Annotated in this window: 14 protein-coding genes; 10 read left to right on the top strand and 4 right to left on the bottom strand. The window is 63.0% G+C overall.

Annotated elements, in window-relative coordinates; translation table 11 throughout:
• Nucleotides 1-112: 112 nt before the first annotated feature.
• Entirely contained in the window at nt 113-1,546 is a 1,434-nt protein-coding gene (locus GSQ73_RS12450; protein ID WP_158884438.1) for an aldehyde dehydrogenase family protein, read from the top strand.
• A 12-nt stretch (nt 1,547-1,558) separates the two neighbouring features.
• On the opposite strand, the gene GSQ73_RS12445 is transcribed toward GSQ73_RS12450, so the two are convergent.
• Entirely contained in the window at nt 1,559-2,602 is a 1,044-nt protein-coding gene (locus GSQ73_RS12445) for an AraC family transcriptional regulator (RefSeq protein WP_254063402.1), read from the bottom strand.
• A 71-nt stretch (nt 2,603-2,673) separates the two neighbouring features.
• Between GSQ73_RS12445 and GSQ73_RS12440 the strand changes: the two genes are divergently transcribed.
• The gene (locus tag GSQ73_RS12440; protein WP_158884436.1) at nt 2,674-3,738 is read left to right on the top strand and encodes an NAD(P)-dependent alcohol dehydrogenase; all 1,065 of its coding nucleotides are present in this window, start codon (nt 2,674-2,676) and stop codon (nt 3,736-3,738) included.
• Between the two features lie 7 nt (nt 3,739-3,745).
• On the opposite strand, the gene GSQ73_RS12435 is transcribed toward GSQ73_RS12440, so the two are convergent.
• The gene (locus GSQ73_RS12435; protein ID WP_158884434.1) at nt 3,746-4,519 is read right to left on the bottom strand and encodes a YdcF family protein; all 774 of its coding nucleotides are present in this window, start codon (nt 4,517-4,519) and stop codon (nt 3,746-3,748) included.
• A gap of 148 nt (nt 4,520-4,667) precedes the next feature.
• Here GSQ73_RS12435 and GSQ73_RS12430 point away from each other — a divergent pair, with 148 nt between their 5' ends.
• From GSQ73_RS12430 to GSQ73_RS12420, 3 genes are all read left to right on the top strand, one after another.
• On the top strand, nt 4,668-5,150 hold the full coding sequence (locus GSQ73_RS12430; RefSeq protein ID WP_158884433.1) for a VOC family protein: 483 nt from the start codon (nt 4,668-4,670) through the stop codon (nt 5,148-5,150).
• A 112-nt stretch (nt 5,151-5,262) separates the two neighbouring features.
• The gene (locus GSQ73_RS12425) at nt 5,263-6,705 is read left to right on the top strand and encodes a phospholipase (protein WP_158884431.1); all 1,443 of its coding nucleotides are present in this window, start codon (nt 5,263-5,265) and stop codon (nt 6,703-6,705) included.
• A 139-nt stretch (nt 6,706-6,844) separates the two neighbouring features.
• A complete protein-coding gene (locus GSQ73_RS12420; protein ID WP_158884429.1) occupies nt 6,845-10,300 on the top strand; it encodes a glycosyltransferase in 3,456 nt (1,151 codons plus the stop codon).
• Between the two features lie 60 nt (nt 10,301-10,360).
• On the opposite strand, the gene GSQ73_RS12415 is transcribed toward GSQ73_RS12420, so the two are convergent.
• Together GSQ73_RS12415 and GSQ73_RS12410 are read right to left on the bottom strand one after the other, a co-directional pair.
• Nucleotides 10,361-11,245 carry an EamA family transporter gene (locus GSQ73_RS12415; RefSeq protein WP_158884427.1) on the bottom strand — a complete coding sequence of 295 codons (885 nt, stop codon included), beginning with the start codon at nt 11,243-11,245 and terminating at the stop codon, nt 10,361-10,363.
• Nucleotides 11,246-11,366: 121 nt separating this feature from the next.
• Nucleotides 11,367-11,840, bottom strand: a complete 474-nt coding sequence (locus GSQ73_RS12410; RefSeq protein WP_158884425.1) for a DUF1456 family protein — start codon at nt 11,838-11,840, stop codon at nt 11,367-11,369.
• 113 nt (nt 11,841-11,953) lie between these two features.
• Here GSQ73_RS12410 and GSQ73_RS12405 point away from each other — a divergent pair, with 113 nt between their 5' ends.
• The 5 genes from GSQ73_RS12405 to GSQ73_RS12385 form a co-directional block, all read left to right on the top strand.
• Nucleotides 11,954-13,705, top strand: coding sequence for a VWA domain-containing protein (locus tag GSQ73_RS12405; RefSeq protein ID WP_158884423.1), 1,752 nt, complete (start codon nt 11,954-11,956; stop codon nt 13,703-13,705).
• A gap of 184 nt (nt 13,706-13,889) precedes the next feature.
• Nucleotides 13,890-14,444, top strand: coding sequence for an RNA polymerase sigma factor (locus tag GSQ73_RS12400; RefSeq protein ID WP_158884421.1), 555 nt, complete (start codon nt 13,890-13,892; stop codon nt 14,442-14,444).
• Entirely contained in the window at nt 14,441-15,484 is a 1,044-nt protein-coding gene (locus GSQ73_RS12395) for a hypothetical protein (RefSeq protein WP_158884419.1), read from the top strand. The genes GSQ73_RS12400 and GSQ73_RS12395 overlap by 4 nt, the downstream gene beginning before the upstream one ends.
• On the top strand, nt 15,481-16,077 hold the full coding sequence (locus GSQ73_RS12390; protein WP_158884417.1) for a YigZ family protein: 597 nt from the start codon (nt 15,481-15,483) through the stop codon (nt 16,075-16,077). The genes GSQ73_RS12395 and GSQ73_RS12390 overlap by 4 nt, the downstream gene beginning before the upstream one ends.
• Nucleotides 16,078-16,181: 104 nt before the next feature.
• Nucleotides 16,182-16,663, top strand: a 482-nt coding sequence (locus GSQ73_RS12385; RefSeq protein ID WP_254063401.1) for an ABC transporter transmembrane domain-containing protein, incomplete at its 3' end; no start/stop codon positions are given.

The following is a 16,663-nucleotide window of genomic DNA, read 5'->3' as shown; positions in this document are numbered from 1 at the left end:
CGCTGCTGTGGCAGGCCACCACGGTCGATCACGACGAGGACAGGACCAACTCACGAATGTTGAACGGTCGACGCGCTTATGCTTTCGGCAACTCGTCGCCACGGCCGCCGCCATGCTTGAAAAAACCTACCCGTATTATCTTGCCAACCAGCCGCAGACATCGAAGACGATGCTCGACGTGCTGGACAAATACAGCGGCAAGGTTGCCACGCGTGTGGCCGTGCCGGATGCGAAGGCAGTCGAGAAAGCCATCGTCGCAGCGGTGAAGGCCGGCACGCCGATGCGCGAATTCAAACCGTGGGCGCGACGCGACGTATTGCAACATTGCGCGAAACGATTCGCCGATCGCCGAGATGAACTGGCCGAGGCGCTATGCATCGAAGCGGGCAAGCCAATCAAGGATTCCGCCGGCGAAGTGACGCGATTGATCGAGACGTTCCAGATCGCCGCCGAGGAATCGGTGCGCACCAACGGCGAAACGCTGAACCTGGAACTGGCCAGCCGTCTGGACGGCTATCGCGGCTTTACCCAGCGCGTGCCGATCGGGCCGGTGTCGTTCATCACGCCATTCAATTTTCCGCTCAATCTGGTCGCGCACAAAGTGGCGCCGGCGATTGCCGCGGGCTGTCCGTTCGTGCTGAAACCTTCCGAGAAAACCCCGATCGGCGCGTTGATCATCGGCCAGGTGCTGGCTGAAACCGATTTGCCCAAGGGCGCATTCTCGATACTCACGCTGGATGGCAAACACGCCAATCCGTTGGTGGAAGACGAACGTTTCAAGTTGCTGTCGTTCACTGGTGGGCAGATCGGCTGGGATTTGAAGGCACGCGCCGGCCGCAAGAAAGTCGTGCTGGAACTCGGCGGCAACGCCGCCTGCATCGTCGATGCCGACCAGGGAGCGAAGCTCGACTATGTAGTCGAGCGATTGATCTTCGGCGCGTTCTACCAGTCCGGTCAAAGCTGCATCGGCGTGCAGCGCATCATTGCTCACAACGACATCTACGACGCACTGAAAAAACGTCTGGTTGCCGCCACGAAAAAGCTGATCGCCGGCGACCCGAAGAAAAAGGAGACCTTTGTCGGCCCGATGATCGACGAGGCCGCTGCCGAGCGTTTGCATGGCTGGATCGGCGAGGCACGCAAAGCCGGCGGCAAGCTGCTGTGCGGCGGCAATCGCAAAGGCAACATGCTCGAGGCGACGCTGATGGAAAACGTTCCCAACGATGCCAGGGCGAATCGGCTCGAAGCATTCGGTCCGTTCGCATTGCTCACGCGTTTCAGGAATTTCGGCGAGGCGATTGCGATGGTCAACGATTCCGATTACGGCCTGCAGGCCGGCATCTTCACCGATCGGCTCGATCACGCGATGCGCGCGTGGAACGAGCTCGAAGCGGGCGGCGTGGTCGTCAACGACGTGCCGAGTTTTCGCGTGGACAACATGCCTTACGGCGGGGTCAAGCTTTCCGGGCTCGGTCGCGAAGGCGTGCGTTACGCGATCGAGGACATGACCGACATCAGGCTGATGGTGATGCGCGAACGCGGGTGAATCACTCGTCGGTCATCCGACCAGCGCAAGCGTGCCGCCACGCAAACGTTCCGCATCGCGCAGCGGTGGCGCGCCGAACTGCCGGCTGTATTCGCGGCTGAATTGCGACGGGCTTTCATAACCCACGCGATGCGCGGCCGATGCCACATCGCAGCGTTCGGTCAGCAGCAGTCGGCGCGCCTCCTGCAGGCGCAACTGTTTCTGGTATTGCAGCGGACTCATCGCGGTGATCGCGCGAAAATGGTGATGCAGCGACGACGCGCTCATGCTCACCGTGCCGGCCAGCTCCTCAATGCGCAGCGGTTGATGGTAGTGATTCTTCAGCCATCCGATCGCGCGCGAAATCTGATGGCCGCGACTGCCGTTGGTGGCGATGTGGCGCAAGCGCGGGCCTTGCTCGCCGAGCAGCAATCGATACAGCAATTCGCGCTCGACCAGCGGCGCAAGAATCGGCAGATCCTGCGGCGTGGCGAGCAGCCGCACGAGACGCAATACGGTATCCAGCAACTCGCTGCTTAACGGGCTCACCGACAGGCCGCGGCCAGCGGACATCGTCGGCTCAGGCATGTCGGTTTCCGCCAGCAGCTCACCGATGCGTCGCGTGTCGAAGCGCAACATCGCGCACAGATACGGCTGCTCCGGCGTGGCGCCGATCACCTGCGAAGACACCGGCAGATCGATCGAGGTAACCAGATAGTTGGCCTGGTCATAACGATAGGATTCGCCCGCCAGAAAAACCTGCTTTGCGCCCTGCGCCACCAATGCGAGGCCCGGTTCGTACATGGCGCAAACCTGCGCGCCCGGATCACTGGCGCGGAACAGGCGCAACGCCGGCAAGGCAGTGGCGTGGATGCCGTCGGAAGGTGTCGATCGATCAATGCGGCTTGCCAGTTCCTCCCGATCGCGTTGCATGCGGTCGGTGGAGTCGGTGACGGAAGGTTCCGATGTCATGGCGTTCGCACTCACTTCTGCAGAACCGAAGATTGCCTGTTCCTGCACGGCAGCGCGAGTGGCTTTCGGAGGTCTTTGCAGGATCAGGCAAGGATTGCGCAGCATCCTGCTATCGGCTGACTGGCCGTGCTGCGCATAATCGTCGCATCGATCGTCGTTCGTCCAAGGAGAAAACCATGTCCCTGAATATCCGTGGTTACGCTGCACAATCCGCCACCACGCCGGTGGCCCCGCATGCCTTCGAACGTCGCGATCCGCGCGCGGACGACGTGGTGGTCGACATCCTTTATTGCGGCGTCTGCCACTCCGATCTGCATCAGGCGCGCAACGAATGGGGCAACAGCCAATTCCCGATGGTGCCCGGTCACGAGATCATCGGTCGCGTCAGCTCGGTCGGCGCGGGCGTGAGCAAGTTCAAGGTCGGCGACATGGTCGGCGTCGGCTGCATGGTCGACTCGTGCCAGCACTGCAGTTCGTGCGCGCAAGGCCTGGAGCAATATTGCCTCGAGGGCGGCGCCACCTGGACCTACAACGGCATCGATCGTCGCGACGGCCTGCCGACCTACGGCGGCTATTCCGAGCGCATCGTGGTGTCCGACAAGTTCGTGGTGAACATTCCCGACGGACTCGATCCGAAATCAGCCGCGCCGCTGCTTTGCGCCGGCATCACCACGTACTCGCCTTTGCGTCATTGGAAAATCGGCAAGGGCAGCAAGGTCGCCGTGATCGGCCTGGGCGGTCTCGGACACATGGGATTGAAGTTCGCCAAGGCGCTCGGCGCGGATGTCACGCTGTTCACGCGTTCGGCGGGCAAGGAAGAGGAAGCACGCCGGCTCGGCGCAGGTCATGTGGTGCTTTCCACTGACGAGGCGCAGATGAAGGCGGTGGCCAACCAGTTCGAATTCATTCTGGACACGGTGCCGAATCCGCATGACCTCAATCCCTACCTAGCGACGCTGGCCGTCAACGGCGTGCATTGCCTGGTCGGGCAACTGCAGCCGCTCGATCCGCCAGTGAGTGCCGGCGCGGTGATTTCAGGCCGGCATTCCATCGCCGGCTCCGGCATCGGCGGCATCGCCGAGACGCAGGAGATGCTGGACTTCTGTGCCGAGCACGGCATCAGTGCGGACATCGAGATGATCGACATCCAGGACATCAACGACGCCTACGAACGCATGCTGAAAAGCGACGTGCGCTATCGCTTCGTGATCGACATAGCGTCGCTCGCCAAATCCGCCTGAGTCTGGGTTATCGCGTCGCCGGAATTGCCGGAGTCAGCACCGGCGGCGCGTTCCAGCCGAGCACGTTGTAGATGTGATAACGCGCAATGCCGGCATATTCGTGCAGCACCACATCGCACAAGGCGATGTTCCATGCATCGGGCCAGCTCGGCGTGGTGGCGTTGATCTCGTCACCGCGCACGGGTTCGGCGTTCATGCCGAAGTGCGCGAAGTACAGCAGGCTGCGACGCATGTGGAAACCCGAAGTCAGCAGCAACATGCGCTGCGGCGCATAGGTGAGGAGCATCGGACGCGTGAACTGCGCGTTCTGCCATGTCGTCATGCTGCGCGGTTCCACCTGCAGGTCGTTGTCGGCTACGCCAAGCTTGCGCAGTGTCACGGCATAGACCTGCGCTTCTGCAGAACCATGTTTCTGCGGATCGCCGCCTGTCACCAGCACCATGCATTGCTGGCCTGACGCCTTGCAATCGCGATACAGGATCGCTGCATGCGCAAGACGCCCGTAAGCGAACACCGGCGGTTCCAGCGGCGCCTCGCGTGATGCGCGCGTGGTGCCCACACCGAGCACCACGATCGCATTGCGCGCGGCCCACTTGCCCGAAGGCATCGAGGCGTAGCTATCCTGCAGATCGTGCAGCAACAGGCGCGGCACCGGCCCGCAGGCGATCGCCAGAAACAACACCAGCGTCAGCAGCGTGAGCCAGCGCGAGAGGCGTCGACGACGCCTCCAGCCGGCGATAGCCGCCACACAAATCAGGGCGAGAAGCAGCATCAACGACATGAAAGTGGCAATCCTCGGAAAGGTTGCAGCGTAACAAAGCCGGGTGTCCGGGCGGAGTCGTTCGTGCGGGGAAACGCTGTGGTCGCGTCGGTGCCCTTGGTATTCGACAAGTCATGACCAACTTGGGGACATCCCACTGGACACTGTCGTGAACAACCTGCTGCGCTCCCTGCTGTTTGCCGTTTTCTTCGCTCTTGCCGCACTGCCGAACCTGAGCCGCGCCGCGTCGGGCGGCTACATATCCCTGCACGTGCCGGATCTGCCGCAGGCGATCGGCTTTTTCCACGACGTGATGAACTGCGACGTGATCGCGCAGAGCGCGACGAACGTCGCTTCATCCGCTGCGATGCTGGATTGCGGTGATGGTTCCACCGTCGAACTGATCCACCGGAACAACACGCGTGCGGTTGAGCCCACCGTCGTGTTCACCACCGATAACGCCACCGCGGCGGCTATGTGGCTGCGCGCCCATCGCGTCAGCATCGTCGGCCAGCCCGTGCGGCTCGCCGACGGCGTGGACAGCGAGCGGGTTGTCGTCGATTTCGTGACGCCGTGGGGCCAGCCGATGCAACTCGTGAGCCATGGACGGGTGGACGATGGTTCGACTGGAAGCCGGCTCGCCGTGCAGTAACGCGACGCAGCGCCGGCTTTGCGCATCGGACATCCGGCCAAGGCCATCTTGTCTATGCCGCGGCGCGGCTTCATCCGGCATCATGGCCCGACTCACTTCGCGAGGCTGAGCCATGACCACGCTTGTGTTCGTCCACGGCTGGAGCGTCAGCAACACCTCGACCTACGGTCAGATGCCGCAACAACTGCAGCAACAGGCCACGGCGGCCGGCGTGACGCTGACGCTGGCAAACATCTGGCTGTCCGAATACGTGAGCTTCGACGACGCGGTGACGATGGGCGATGTGGTGCGCGCGTTCGATCACGCGCTGCGTGATCTGCACCTCACCGACGCAAGTTTCGACTGCATCACCCACTCCACCGGCGGCCCGGTGGTGCGCGAATGGCTGCGTGCGCAGCGCGACAAACCCGGCAGTTACAGCACCATCAAGCTCAGCCATCTGGTGATGCTGGCGCCGGCGAATTTCGGTTCGGCGCTCGCGCAACTCGGCAAGGGCACGCTGGGTCGATTGAAGTCGTGGTTCGACGGCATCGAACCCGGGCAACGCATTCTCGATTGGCTCGAACTGGGTAGCGCAGAATCGCTGTCGCTCAACCTCGATCACATCCACGGCCCCGATCCGGTGGCGAGCGATCATTTCATGTTCGTGCTGGTGGGCGACCGCCCCGACCGTGCGCTCTACGATCATCTCAACAGCTACACCGGCGAAGACGGTTCCGATGGCGTCGTGCGCCTCGCTGCTGCCAATCTCAACGCACGGCACGCGCTTCTGACGATCCAGGGCCAGGTCACAACCAATGTCGTCGACACGCTCACGCTCAACATGCAGCAGGGCCCGCGCAGCGCATTCAAGCTGATCGCCGGCGCATCGCATTCCGGGGCTGCGCACGGCATCCTGCAGAGTGCTGCGGCGCCGACCATCGCGGCGATCCTGCGCTGCCTGCAGATTCGCACTGCCGCCGACTACGCCGGCTTGTGCACGGCCTTCGATGCCGAAAATGCGCAACGCGATGCCGACAAGGTGGAGCTTGATCCGTCCGGGCTGTTCTCGCCACGCGTGCACATCCACGATCCGCGCAGCATGCTGATCGTGCGGCTTGCCGACGAAGCGGGCGAGCCGCTTACCGGCGCGGGTTTTCTTTTCACCGCCGGCCCGCAGGCCAGCCCGGACATGATGCCGGACGATTTCATGATCGATCGCCAGGCCAATTCCAAGAGCAAAACGACCATCACGCTGTTTCTCAATAACTCCCTGCTGGCTGGCGATGCGCGCGTGGCCGATCCCACCAACACGCGCAAGACGCTGCGTGCCGCGGTAGCCAGTCATCGACCTTACGGCGCCAACGTGCAGCCGACCGACCTGGCCGGGCTGGTGCATCACGCGCTGGCCAAAACCGCCGCGACAGATGACCTCTTCAGCATGCTCGGTCCGCACCAGACCACCGTGCTCGACGTGGTACTGCCGCGCAAGATCCAGGAAGGCGTGTTCCGCCTGACCCAGAACCTGACGCCCGAGGATTTCAGCAAGCCGGCGCCGGGCGCGGTGATTGCCTGACGACCTGCTGATCAACTGATCGGATGACTGGCGCGCGCCGCTTATCCCGTATCATTCACAGCTTCAGCACCCCACTACGCCGCAGTTAAGCGGTCACGTGCACACTGGTCGCTTCAGCGTCCGCCCACTCGATTCAGGCATGCAAAAAAAACCCATCTTCTTCGACCCCACCGGCCGACGCGCGAGCCATGTCTCGCGTGTGGCTTTGCTCGCTGGCGTGGTCAGCACGCTGTTCGTGGTCGCCTGCGCGATCAGCCTGTTCATCGCGCCCAACATGGTCGGGTTGCAGCTGGGCAATCACAACAAGACGCGACACGCACTCGCCAACGTCAAGGCAGCCGCACCGGAGCTGTTGAAACCCGCAGCCAAGCTCGCCGCCGACTTGCGCGCCAGGCAGAAACTGCTGCATGCGTCGCGCACGCATGCTGGCAAGAACAACGCCGTGCACACGCCGCCGCCGTCGTTGAACAAGCCGGCCGATCGGCCGCTGTCCATCGGCTTCTACGTCAACTGGGACGACAACAGTTACCCGTCACTGAAACGCGCGCTGCCCACGCTGGACTGGGTGATTCCCACTTGGATGAGCCTGAGCACGGACAAGGCGATCGGCACCAAGCCCGCTGGCGAAGACATGGCGCTGCACACCGACGTCGATGCCAAGGCGCTGAATTACATCCGCGCGCAGAAACCCTCGACGCCGATCCTGCCGCTGCTGCAAAACGCCACCGGCGGCAACTGGGATGGTCCCGGGCTCGCGCGCATGCTCGCCAACCCCGCGATGCGTGCGACGCGCATTGCGCAGGTCGTCGCGTTCATCGATGCCAACAAGTTCCAGGGTGTGACGATCGATTTCGAGGAAGTGCCGGAAACCTCGCAGAAGGATCTGAAAGCTTTCCTCAACGAACTCAACGATGCGTTCGATCCGCACGGCTGGGGCATCGTGCTTTCCGTGCCGTTCGACGATCCCGCGTGGGATTACGCCGGTTATGCCGACATCGTCGATTTCGAGTTGCTGATGGCATACGACCAGCATTGGGCCGGCAAGGAACCCGGCAGCATCGCCGCGCAGGATTGGTTCGAGAGCACGCTTGAAAAGCGCATGAAGGTGCTCGATTCGGACCAGACCATCATCGCCATCGGCGGCTATGGTTACGACTGGGCGAAGGGCCAGAATGCCGACACGCTCACCTTCCAGGACACCATGGATCGCGCGTCCGACGCGGATGCGGATGTCACCTTCGATCCCGATACGCAGAACCCGCATTTCTCGTACAGCGAAGACAACGGCATCTCGCATCAGGTGTGGTTTCTCGACGGCGTCACCGCGTTCAACCAGATTCACGCCGCCGATGATTACAAGCCTTACGGCTACGCGCTGTGGCGACTGGGTTCGGAAGATCCGTCGATATGGTCGGTGATGGGCCGCAACTACGGCTCGCCTGCGCCCGACCAGATGAACACCATCGGCCAGGGCGAAGACATAGACATCGAGGGCCAGGGCGAAATCCTTCAGATCGCGTCGCAGCCTTCGCCCGGTTCGCGCACCATGAAGGTCGACAAGGACGACGGCAGCATCGACGACGAGTCGTACACCGGCTTTCCAAGCTCGTATGTGATCCAGCGCGTGGGCACGTTGCCGCACAAGATCGCGCTGACTTTCGATGACGGCCCCGATCCGGAATGGACGCCGCAGATCCTCGACATCCTCAAGGCCAAGCACGTACCGGCGACGTTCTTCATCATCGGCGAGAACGCCGAGATGTCGCCACGGCTGGTGCAGCGCGAAGTCGCCGAAGGCCACGACGTCGGCAACCACACCTTCACCCATCCGAATCTCGGTGACAGCCCGGCAAGCATCGTCGCGCTGGAACTCAACGCCACGCAGCGACTGTTCGAGGCCTTGACCGGCCACTCGATGCGGCTGTTCCGCGCGCCTTATTTCGGCGATGCCGAACCGACCACCGGCGACGAGTTGGTGCCGATCGAACTGGCGCAGAAGATGGGCTATATCGCGGTCGGCCTGCACGTCGACGCCGAAGACTGGCAGCGCCCCGGTGTCGATGCCATCGTCAAGAACGTGCTCAGCGGTATCGACGCCACCAATCAGGATCGCAAGGGCCAGGTGGTGCTGCTGCATGACAGCGGTGGTGAACGCTCGCAGACCGTCGCCGCACTGCCTCGCATCATCGACGGCCTGCGTGCACAGGGCTATGACTTCGTCACTGTCTCGCAACTGGCCGGGCTCACGCGCGAACAGACCATGCCGACGCTCACGCCGGGTTCGTTGTCGCGCTGGGCCGATCGATCGGTGTTTCTCGCGCTGGGTTTCTTCGGTCATTTCATTCGCGGCTTGTTGCTGCTCGCCATCTGGCTCGGCGTGGCGCGACTGGTGCTGCTCGGTGGCCTCGCGCTGCTCAACCGATCGCGCGAACGTCGTCGCACGCTGCCCGTGCTTGGCGAGCATCCACCGCTGGTGTCGGTGCTGATTCCTGCGTACAACGAAGCGAAGGTGATCGCCAGTTCGATCCGCTACATCCTGCGCAGCCGGCATCCGAATATCGAAGTCATCGTGGTCGATGACGGCTCCACCGATGGCACTTCGGACGTGGTCACCGAGCACTACGCCAACGAATCGCGCGTACGGCTCATCACCATTCCCAACGGCGGCAAGGCACACGCAGTCAACACCGCGCTCAGCGAATCAAAGGGCGCGGTGATCGTTGCGCTGGATGCGGACACGCAGTTCGAACCGAACACCATTCCGCGACTGGTGCGCTGGTTCAACGATCCGAAAGTTGGCGCCGTTGCCGGCAATGCGAAAGTCGGAAATCGCGTCAATCTGATCACGCTGTGGCAGGCGCTCGAATACATCACCGCGCAGAATCTGGAACGTCGCGCGCTGGCCGCGCTCGGCGCCATCACCGTCGTACCCGGTGCCGTCGGTGCGTGGCGACGCGAGGCTCTGGAGCAACTCGGAGGTTTTCCGTCGGAAACATTGGCCGAAGATCAGGACCTCACCATCGCCGTGCAGAAGGCCGGATATCACACCCTGTTCGATGCCGAAGCGATCGCCTGGACCGAAGCGCCGGATACCGCGCGTGGTCTCGCACGCCAGCGCTTCCGCTGGGCCTACGGCACGCTGCAATGTTTGTGGAAACATCGCGACGCCACGTTCCGTCCGCGCTATGGCGCACTCGGCATGATCGCGCTGCCGCAGGTGTGGCTGTTCCAGATCCTCTTCTCGGTGGTGTCACCGCTGATCGATCTCGTGCTCGTATGGCAGATCATCAGCACCGGCCTCGATTACCTGCAGCACCGCGGTCAGTTCGACAACACCAACCTGATCCGCATGCTGGTGTTCTACGCCGCCTTCATGGCCGTGGACCTCGCCGCCGCCGCCCTCGCCTTCGCGATGGAAAAAAAGGAACGTTGGAGCCTGATGTGGTGGCTCGTCCTGCAACGCTTCGGCTATCGGCAACTGATGTACTACGTCGTCGTGCGTTCCGTTTGGACGGCCATACGCGGGCCTTCGGTCGGCTGGGGCAAACAGGACCGCAAGGCGACGGTCAACACCGGCGATGAATTGAGTCCGTAAGTTTCGTCGGTTGCGGCCAAGTGACAACGGCACTCCTTTGCACTCGCCGCTTTGTCGGACTCAGTTCGCCAACGGCTCGATCAACACCGGTCGTTGTACGCTCAACGCGGTGCCCGCCGCGGCCACGATGATTGTCAGGATCGCCAGCCACTGCAGCAGGCTGAGTTGTTCGCCCAGCAATGCCACGCCGGCCACTGCAGCGATGGCTGGCTCCAGGCTCAGCAAGGTACTGAACGTGCGCGCCGGCAACCGGGTCAGCGCGATCATCTCCAGTGAATACGGCAACGCGGAGCTCAGCACCGCGACGCCCAGCGCATAGGGCAGCAACGTCGGCGACAGCAACGCACTGCCGGCGTGCGCGATGCCGAACGGAATCGCGAGCAGCGCGCCGATCGATGTGCCCAGCGTCACCGCATCCGCACCGTAAGCATCACCGGCTTTCTTGCCGAGCAGGATGTACAGCGCCCAGCCCACACCGGCAGCGAGCGCATACATCACGCCCATCGGATCGAGCGTCTGCACGTGACCGCGCAGCGGAAGCAATAACGCCAGCCCGATCACCACCAGCGCGATCCATACGAAGTCGATCCATCGACGCGAACCGACCAAGGCCAGCGCGAGCGGCCCGGTGAATTCCAGCGCCACGGCAATGCCCAGCGGAATCGTGCGCAACGACATGTAGAACACCATGTTCATCGCGCCCATCGACAGGCCGTATCCCCACAGCACGCGCCAGTCGCGCTGGTTTCCCATCCGGCGCCACGGTCGTTTCCACAGCAGCAGGAGCAGCGCGCTGAATCCCAGTCGATAGGCGGTAGCTCCCTGCGCACCGACCTCAGGAAACAGATGCTTGGCCAGCGATGCGCCGCACTGATACGACACCATGCTGATCAAGAGCATGCCGACCGCGAGCGCAACCGGAGCAAGGGTGGAACGTGGGGACATGTGCGAAATCAGCGAATGAACAGTATTTCCATGATGCGCGCAGAGTCGGATGAAACCCACCACACGCGCCGTCTATTCGTTGTCACTGCTGACAACGCCTGGCAGCAACCAGCCTTGTCTTTCAGCTGTCGCCGCGCAATCGCATCGTCAGCCCTTTCAGGAAATTCCGCAGCAGCTGATCGCCGCACAGGCGGAAATTCTTGTGGCCCGGCTGGCGGAACAGCGCGCTGAGTTCGGGCTTGGAAACGGGGAAGCCGGCGTTGGCGAGAATCTCGTGCATGTCGACGTCTTTCAGTTCGAACGCCACGCGCAGTTTTTTAAGCACCACGTTATTGGTCACGCGTTTTTCCACCGGACGTGGCGGCAGGCTTTCGTCGCGACCACGGCGGTGGATGACCAGTCCGTCGAGGAAGTGCGCGAGCACCGCGTTGCTGCATTCGACGTAACCGGGTTCCTCGTCCTTTTTCAGAAAGGCCTGCACGTCTTCCTTGCCGAGCGAAAATGCCGCATCGGCCAGATGGGTGATATCCACCACCTTCGCGTCGCTCAGATCGAGCATGTAGCGAATGGCGCGCAGCGTGTCGTTGTTGATCATGTCGTTCCGTGTGGACGTGCCGGGGACGCCATGCTACCGCGCCGCGCGCGGCATTAACCCCGTTCGGCACGAACCTGCGTTTCATCTTTCACGAACCGAAGGAGAACCGTTCCATGAACGTGAAAGCCCTGTTGCGCAGTCTGTTGCTTGCCTTGCTGGTGGTGTTGAGCGGCTGCACTGCGCCGCGACCCGACATTGTGGCGTCCACAAGCGGCGTGAAGGCGATCGAACCACCGCTACAGCCTGAGGCAATTCCTCCATCATCGCCACAGGCCGCCGTGGCCGACAAGGCGTACGCCAAAGTCGCCGCGCCTGCCGTGCAAGAAATGTCGATTTCGGCAAACGCTCCTCAAGCCAGCATGCCCTTGGGCGCGCCGATGGGCATCGTTGCTGGCCGCATGGCAGCGCCAATGCAGCCGATGGCCGGCGACATCAACACGGAAAAATACGCGCATCGCGATGCCAACCCCGTGCTGCTTGCCGCCGAGCAACCCGTCTCGACCTTCAGCATCGATGTCGACACCGGCTCATATACCAACGTGCGCCGCATGTTGAACGAAGGCCGGTTGCCACCGGCCGATGCCGTGCGCGCCGAGGAATTCATCAACTACTTCGACTACGGCTACACGCCGCCGGCGAATCGCAGTCAACCCTTCAGCGTCACCACCGAACTCGCGCCTTCGCCATGGAATGCAAAACGCGAGTTGCTGATGATCGGCATACAGGGCTATCGCGTGCCGGCCGCGCAGATTCCCGCGTCGAATCTGGTGTTCCTGATCGACACATCGGGCTCGATGGATGAACCGGACAAGCTGCCGCTGCTGAAGGCCTCGCTGAAGCAACTGGTGCGCGAGCTGCGCAAGCAGGATCGCGTTGCCATCGTCACCTACGCCGGCAACGCAGGTGTTGCCCTGCCCTCCACCGCCGGCGACAGGCACGCCACCATCGACGCAGCGATCGATCAACTTGACGCAAACGGTTCCACCAACGGCGCCGCCGGCATCGACGCGGCCTATGCGCAGGCCGAACAGGGTTTCATCAAGGGCGGCGTGAACCGGGTGATCCTCGCCACCGATGGCGACTTCAACGTCGGCACGGTGAGCGAAGATGCGTTGAAGACCACCATCGAAGACAAGCGCAAGAGCGGCATCGCGCTGACCACGTTCGGCTTCGGCGAAGGCAATTACAACGATGCGATGGCCGTGATGCTGGCCGATGTCGGCAGCGGCAGCCATCACTACATCGACAGCCTGCAGGAAGGTCGCCGCGTGCTGGTGGATGAAATGTCCGCCACGCTGCTGACGATCGCGAAGGACGTGAAGATCCAGGTCGAGTTCAATCCCGCGCAGGTGCAGGAATACCGGTTGATCGGCTACGAGAAGCGCATGCTCAAGCGCGAGGATTTCAACAACGACAAGGTCGATGCCGGCGAGATCGGTGCGGGCGCCAACGTCACCGCGATCTACGAGATCACCCCGAAGGGTTCGCAAGCCGTACGCATTGATCCGCTGCGCTACAGCGACAAGACAATGCCCGCGACGAAGGGCAGCGAACTTGCCTTTCTTCGTCTGCGCTACAAGCTGCCTGCGCAATCGGAGAGTCGTCTGATCGAACAGCCGATCGCTGCGCAGCCCGAAGCTCAACCCGGCGAGCGCCTTCGCTATGCCGCCGCCGTCGCCGCCTTCGCCGATGCGCTGCAGGGTGGAAAGTATCTGGACGGTTACGGCTATGCACAGATTGCACGCCTCGCCAACGACGCGCGTGGCTCCGATCCGAACGGTTACCGCGCCGGCTTCGTGCAACTGGTAAAGCTGGCCGATGGCCTGTCCACACACGGCAACAGCAGCGAAACGGCGGCGCGTTGAAGTTCGCGGCGCCGATGCACGAACGTTGGTTGCGGGTGCGCAGACCTTGGCACCCCTCCCCGGCCATCACCGTGCATCGGCGCCGCAACATGTTTATTGCTTGCGCTGCGGGTGCGACATGACGGGCATGCAACCTTGCCGGAACCTATCCGGTACCCCCGCATTTCGCTTACCCTCGACCACCATGGATGCTGCGGTCGACCCCGATGCGATGTTGATGCTTGCCTACGCGCGCGGCGACATGGCTGCGTTCGAAGCGTTATATGCGCGGCATCGCGGCATGCTCTACCGATTCCTGTTGCGCAGCGTGCGCGATCCGCATCGCACCGACGAGCTGTTCCAGGAAACCTGGAGTCGGGTGATCGCTGCACGCACGCGCTACCAGCCGCAGGCCAAGTTCACCACCTGGCTGCTGCAGATCGCACACAACCTGATGATCGACGGCATGCGTCGGCAACGACCGATGGCCGAGGGCGCAGAAGCGGAAACAGCGCTGGCGACCGTGGCGACACCCGAGCACGAACAACCCGATCACGCGTTGTCCGATTTCGAACGACGCCGCAATCTGCAGCGCGCCATCGAACAACTGCCTGACGAGCAACGCGTGGCTGTCATGCTGCGCATGGAACAGGAACTGAGCCTGGAGGAAATCGCCGAAGTCACCGGCACCGGCCGCGAAACCGTGAAATCGCGGTTGCGCTACGCCATGAATCGACTGCGCGACGTACTGACCGAATGAACACGCCCCTGCCACCCGACCACGACGACGCACTGCCCGGCGAAGCCGAGCTGGCCGCGCTGTATCGCAAGTTGCCCAAGAGCGAACCCGGCGCCGCACTGGACGCCGCGGTGTTGCGCGCTGCCGCCAAGGCGCTGGCCTCGGATGGAAAGAACACGCACGCCACTGCAATGCCGCGTCGCAACGATGACGTGCGCACGCGCAAAGCTCCGCCACGCTGGCTGATCGGCCTGAGCAGTGCGGCCACCGTGGTACTGGTCGCGGGTCTGGCCTGGCGCATGCGCGAGCCTTCGCTGCAGTCGGCACCTGCATCATCGCAAGTCGCTTCCACCGATGCCGGAAACTCATCGGCTGCACCGGCCGCACCGGTGCACGCCGAACCGATGGCCAAGAAAGCGATCACGCCTTCGCTGCCAAGTGCGCCTGCTCCTGTCGCGGAGTTCGCGAAGCGAGAGGCTGCCACGCCGAAGCAATCTTTCGACGAGTCCATGGCGTCGCTGGACGCACGAAAAAGCCGTCGTGCTCTTGCACCCGAGAAGATCGCTCCCGAAAAAGACCTCGCAGTCGCAGGACGTTCATTCGTTGTTGTTGCGCCGCCTCCTGTCGAAGAACCTTCGGCAAACGCCATACCGTCCAAACCCGCACAGCAAGGCCTCGTGGCAGATGCAAGCAAGGCTGCACCTCCCGCCATCCTCGGGAAAACGAACGACACCCATCGCGACAAACTGTTCGCATACACGACGACACCTTCGTCCACACCCGCGCCGGAACCTGCACCCGCTCCGGAAGCAGAAACCGTAACGGCGCCATCTCCCGCTGCACCGGTCGCAGCCGTCGCACCCATGGTTGCTGCCGCACCTCCGGCACCGATACCAACGAGTGACGCCGACGACACACCCGCGCAGCAACTCGACGCGATCCGCGCGCTGTATTCCGAGCACCGCGACAACGAAGCCACGCCGCGCCTGATCGAATTCCATCGCGCGCATCCCGATTGGAAACTCCCCACCGACCTGCGCGCCCGCCTGCCCCGGCCATGAGCGAACCGCTGTCGACGCTGGCGCGCCCCTGCCGGCATCAGCAAGACATCCGCAAGAGTCGCTTCCTCGCACAGGCAGCGCCGGTCACTTCGGCGGAACACGCGCTCGCCTTCGTGCGCGACGTGAGCGATGCCACGGCAACGCACAACTGCTGGGCCTATCGCATCGGACAGGACTATCGCTTCCATGACGATGGCGAACCCGGCGGCACCGCGGGTCGGCCGATTCTGCAGGCCATCGAAGGACAGCGCATGGATCGCGTCGCGATCGTGGTCACGCGCTGGTATGGCGGCATCAAACTCGGCGCCGGCGGACTGGCGCGCGCGTACGGCGGCAGCGCCGCAGAGTGTCTGCGCACCGCCGAGCGCGTGCTGATCGTGGAGATGACATCGGCCAGCCTGCGCTGCGATTTCGCCGAGCTTGCGTTGATCAAATCGCGACTGAAGGAACTCGACGCCGTCGTCGTCACCGAGCAGTTCGATGGCGATGGTGTCGTCCTGCATCTGCAATTGCCGCTGCATCGCGTGACGGAAGCGCAAGCCCGCATCACCGACCTCACGCGCGGACGCGCCACACTCACCACTTCGTATTGAGCGAAACGCCATGGCAGGCCATGCCCGCGCATTGAATCGCCGCACCGTCCACCCCATGTCGTGAACGGCTGCTTGTGCAGTCGCCGGTTTTTCTGCGAGTGCCCATGAGCGACGCCACCATCGACAAGCCCAAACCCGCTCGCCGCATCGGCGCGCTGCGCCAGCTCTGGCCTTTCCTCAAACCGCATCGTGCACTGGCTCTGGGCTGGCTGCTGTTTCTCGGCATTTCATCCGGCGCATCGCTGGTATTGCCGATGGCGCTACGCCACATCATCGACCAGGGCTTCGGGCATTCGAGCGCCACCGTCTTGAATGCCACCTTCGTTGCGCTGTTCGGTGTGGCGCTCGTGCTCGCCTTCGCCACCGCTGCGCGTTATTTCTGCATCACGCTGCTGGGCGAACGCGCGCTCGCCGAACTGCGTCGCACGCTGTACGCGCAGGTGATTCGTCTCGATGTCGGTTTCTTCGAACGCAGCCGCGTCGGTGAGTTGCTGTCACGCCTGAGTGCCGATACCGAAGTGGTGCAGGCGCTGGTCGGCTCGGGCATTTCGGTCGCTTTGCGCAGCGTGGTCATGTTGATCGGTTC

This window comes from Rhodanobacter sp. L36, from assembly GCF_009765755.1.
In the GTDB taxonomy this organism is placed as follows: domain Bacteria; phylum Pseudomonadota; class Gammaproteobacteria; order Xanthomonadales; family Rhodanobacteraceae; genus Rhodanobacter.
This window is presented reverse-complemented; position numbering and strand designations above follow the sequence as displayed.

Bases quoted from the DNA above. Each gene is read 5' to 3' on its own strand.
- GSQ73_RS12450 (WP_158884438.1), top strand. From the start codon at position 113: ATGCTTGAAAAAACCTACCCGTATTATCTTGCCAACCAGCCGCAGACA.
- GSQ73_RS12445 (WP_254063402.1), bottom strand. From the start codon at position 2,602: ATGCTGCGCAATCCTTGCCTGATCCTGCAAAGACCTCCGAAAGCCACT.
- GSQ73_RS12440 (WP_158884436.1), top strand. From the start codon at position 2,674: ATGTCCCTGAATATCCGTGGTTACGCTGCACAATCCGCCACCACGCCG.
- GSQ73_RS12435 (WP_158884434.1), bottom strand. From the start codon at position 4,519: ATGTCGTTGATGCTGCTTCTCGCCCTGATTTGTGTGGCGGCTATCGCC.
- GSQ73_RS12425 (WP_158884431.1), top strand. From the start codon at position 5,263: ATGACCACGCTTGTGTTCGTCCACGGCTGGAGCGTCAGCAACACCTCG.
- GSQ73_RS12420 (WP_158884429.1), top strand. From the start codon at position 6,845: ATGCAAAAAAAACCCATCTTCTTCGACCCCACCGGCCGACGCGCGAGC.
- GSQ73_RS12415 (WP_158884427.1), bottom strand. From the start codon at position 11,245: ATGTCCCCACGTTCCACCCTTGCTCCGGTTGCGCTCGCGGTCGGCATG.
- GSQ73_RS12410 (WP_158884425.1), bottom strand. From the start codon at position 11,840: ATGATCAACAACGACACGCTGCGCGCCATTCGCTACATGCTCGATCTG.
- GSQ73_RS12405 (WP_158884423.1), top strand. From the start codon at position 11,954: ATGAACGTGAAAGCCCTGTTGCGCAGTCTGTTGCTTGCCTTGCTGGTG.
- GSQ73_RS12400 (WP_158884421.1), top strand. From the start codon at position 13,890: ATGGATGCTGCGGTCGACCCCGATGCGATGTTGATGCTTGCCTACGCG.
- GSQ73_RS12395 (WP_158884419.1), top strand. From the start codon at position 14,441: ATGAACACGCCCCTGCCACCCGACCACGACGACGCACTGCCCGGCGAA.
- GSQ73_RS12390 (WP_158884417.1), top strand. From the start codon at position 15,481: ATGAGCGAACCGCTGTCGACGCTGGCGCGCCCCTGCCGGCATCAGCAA.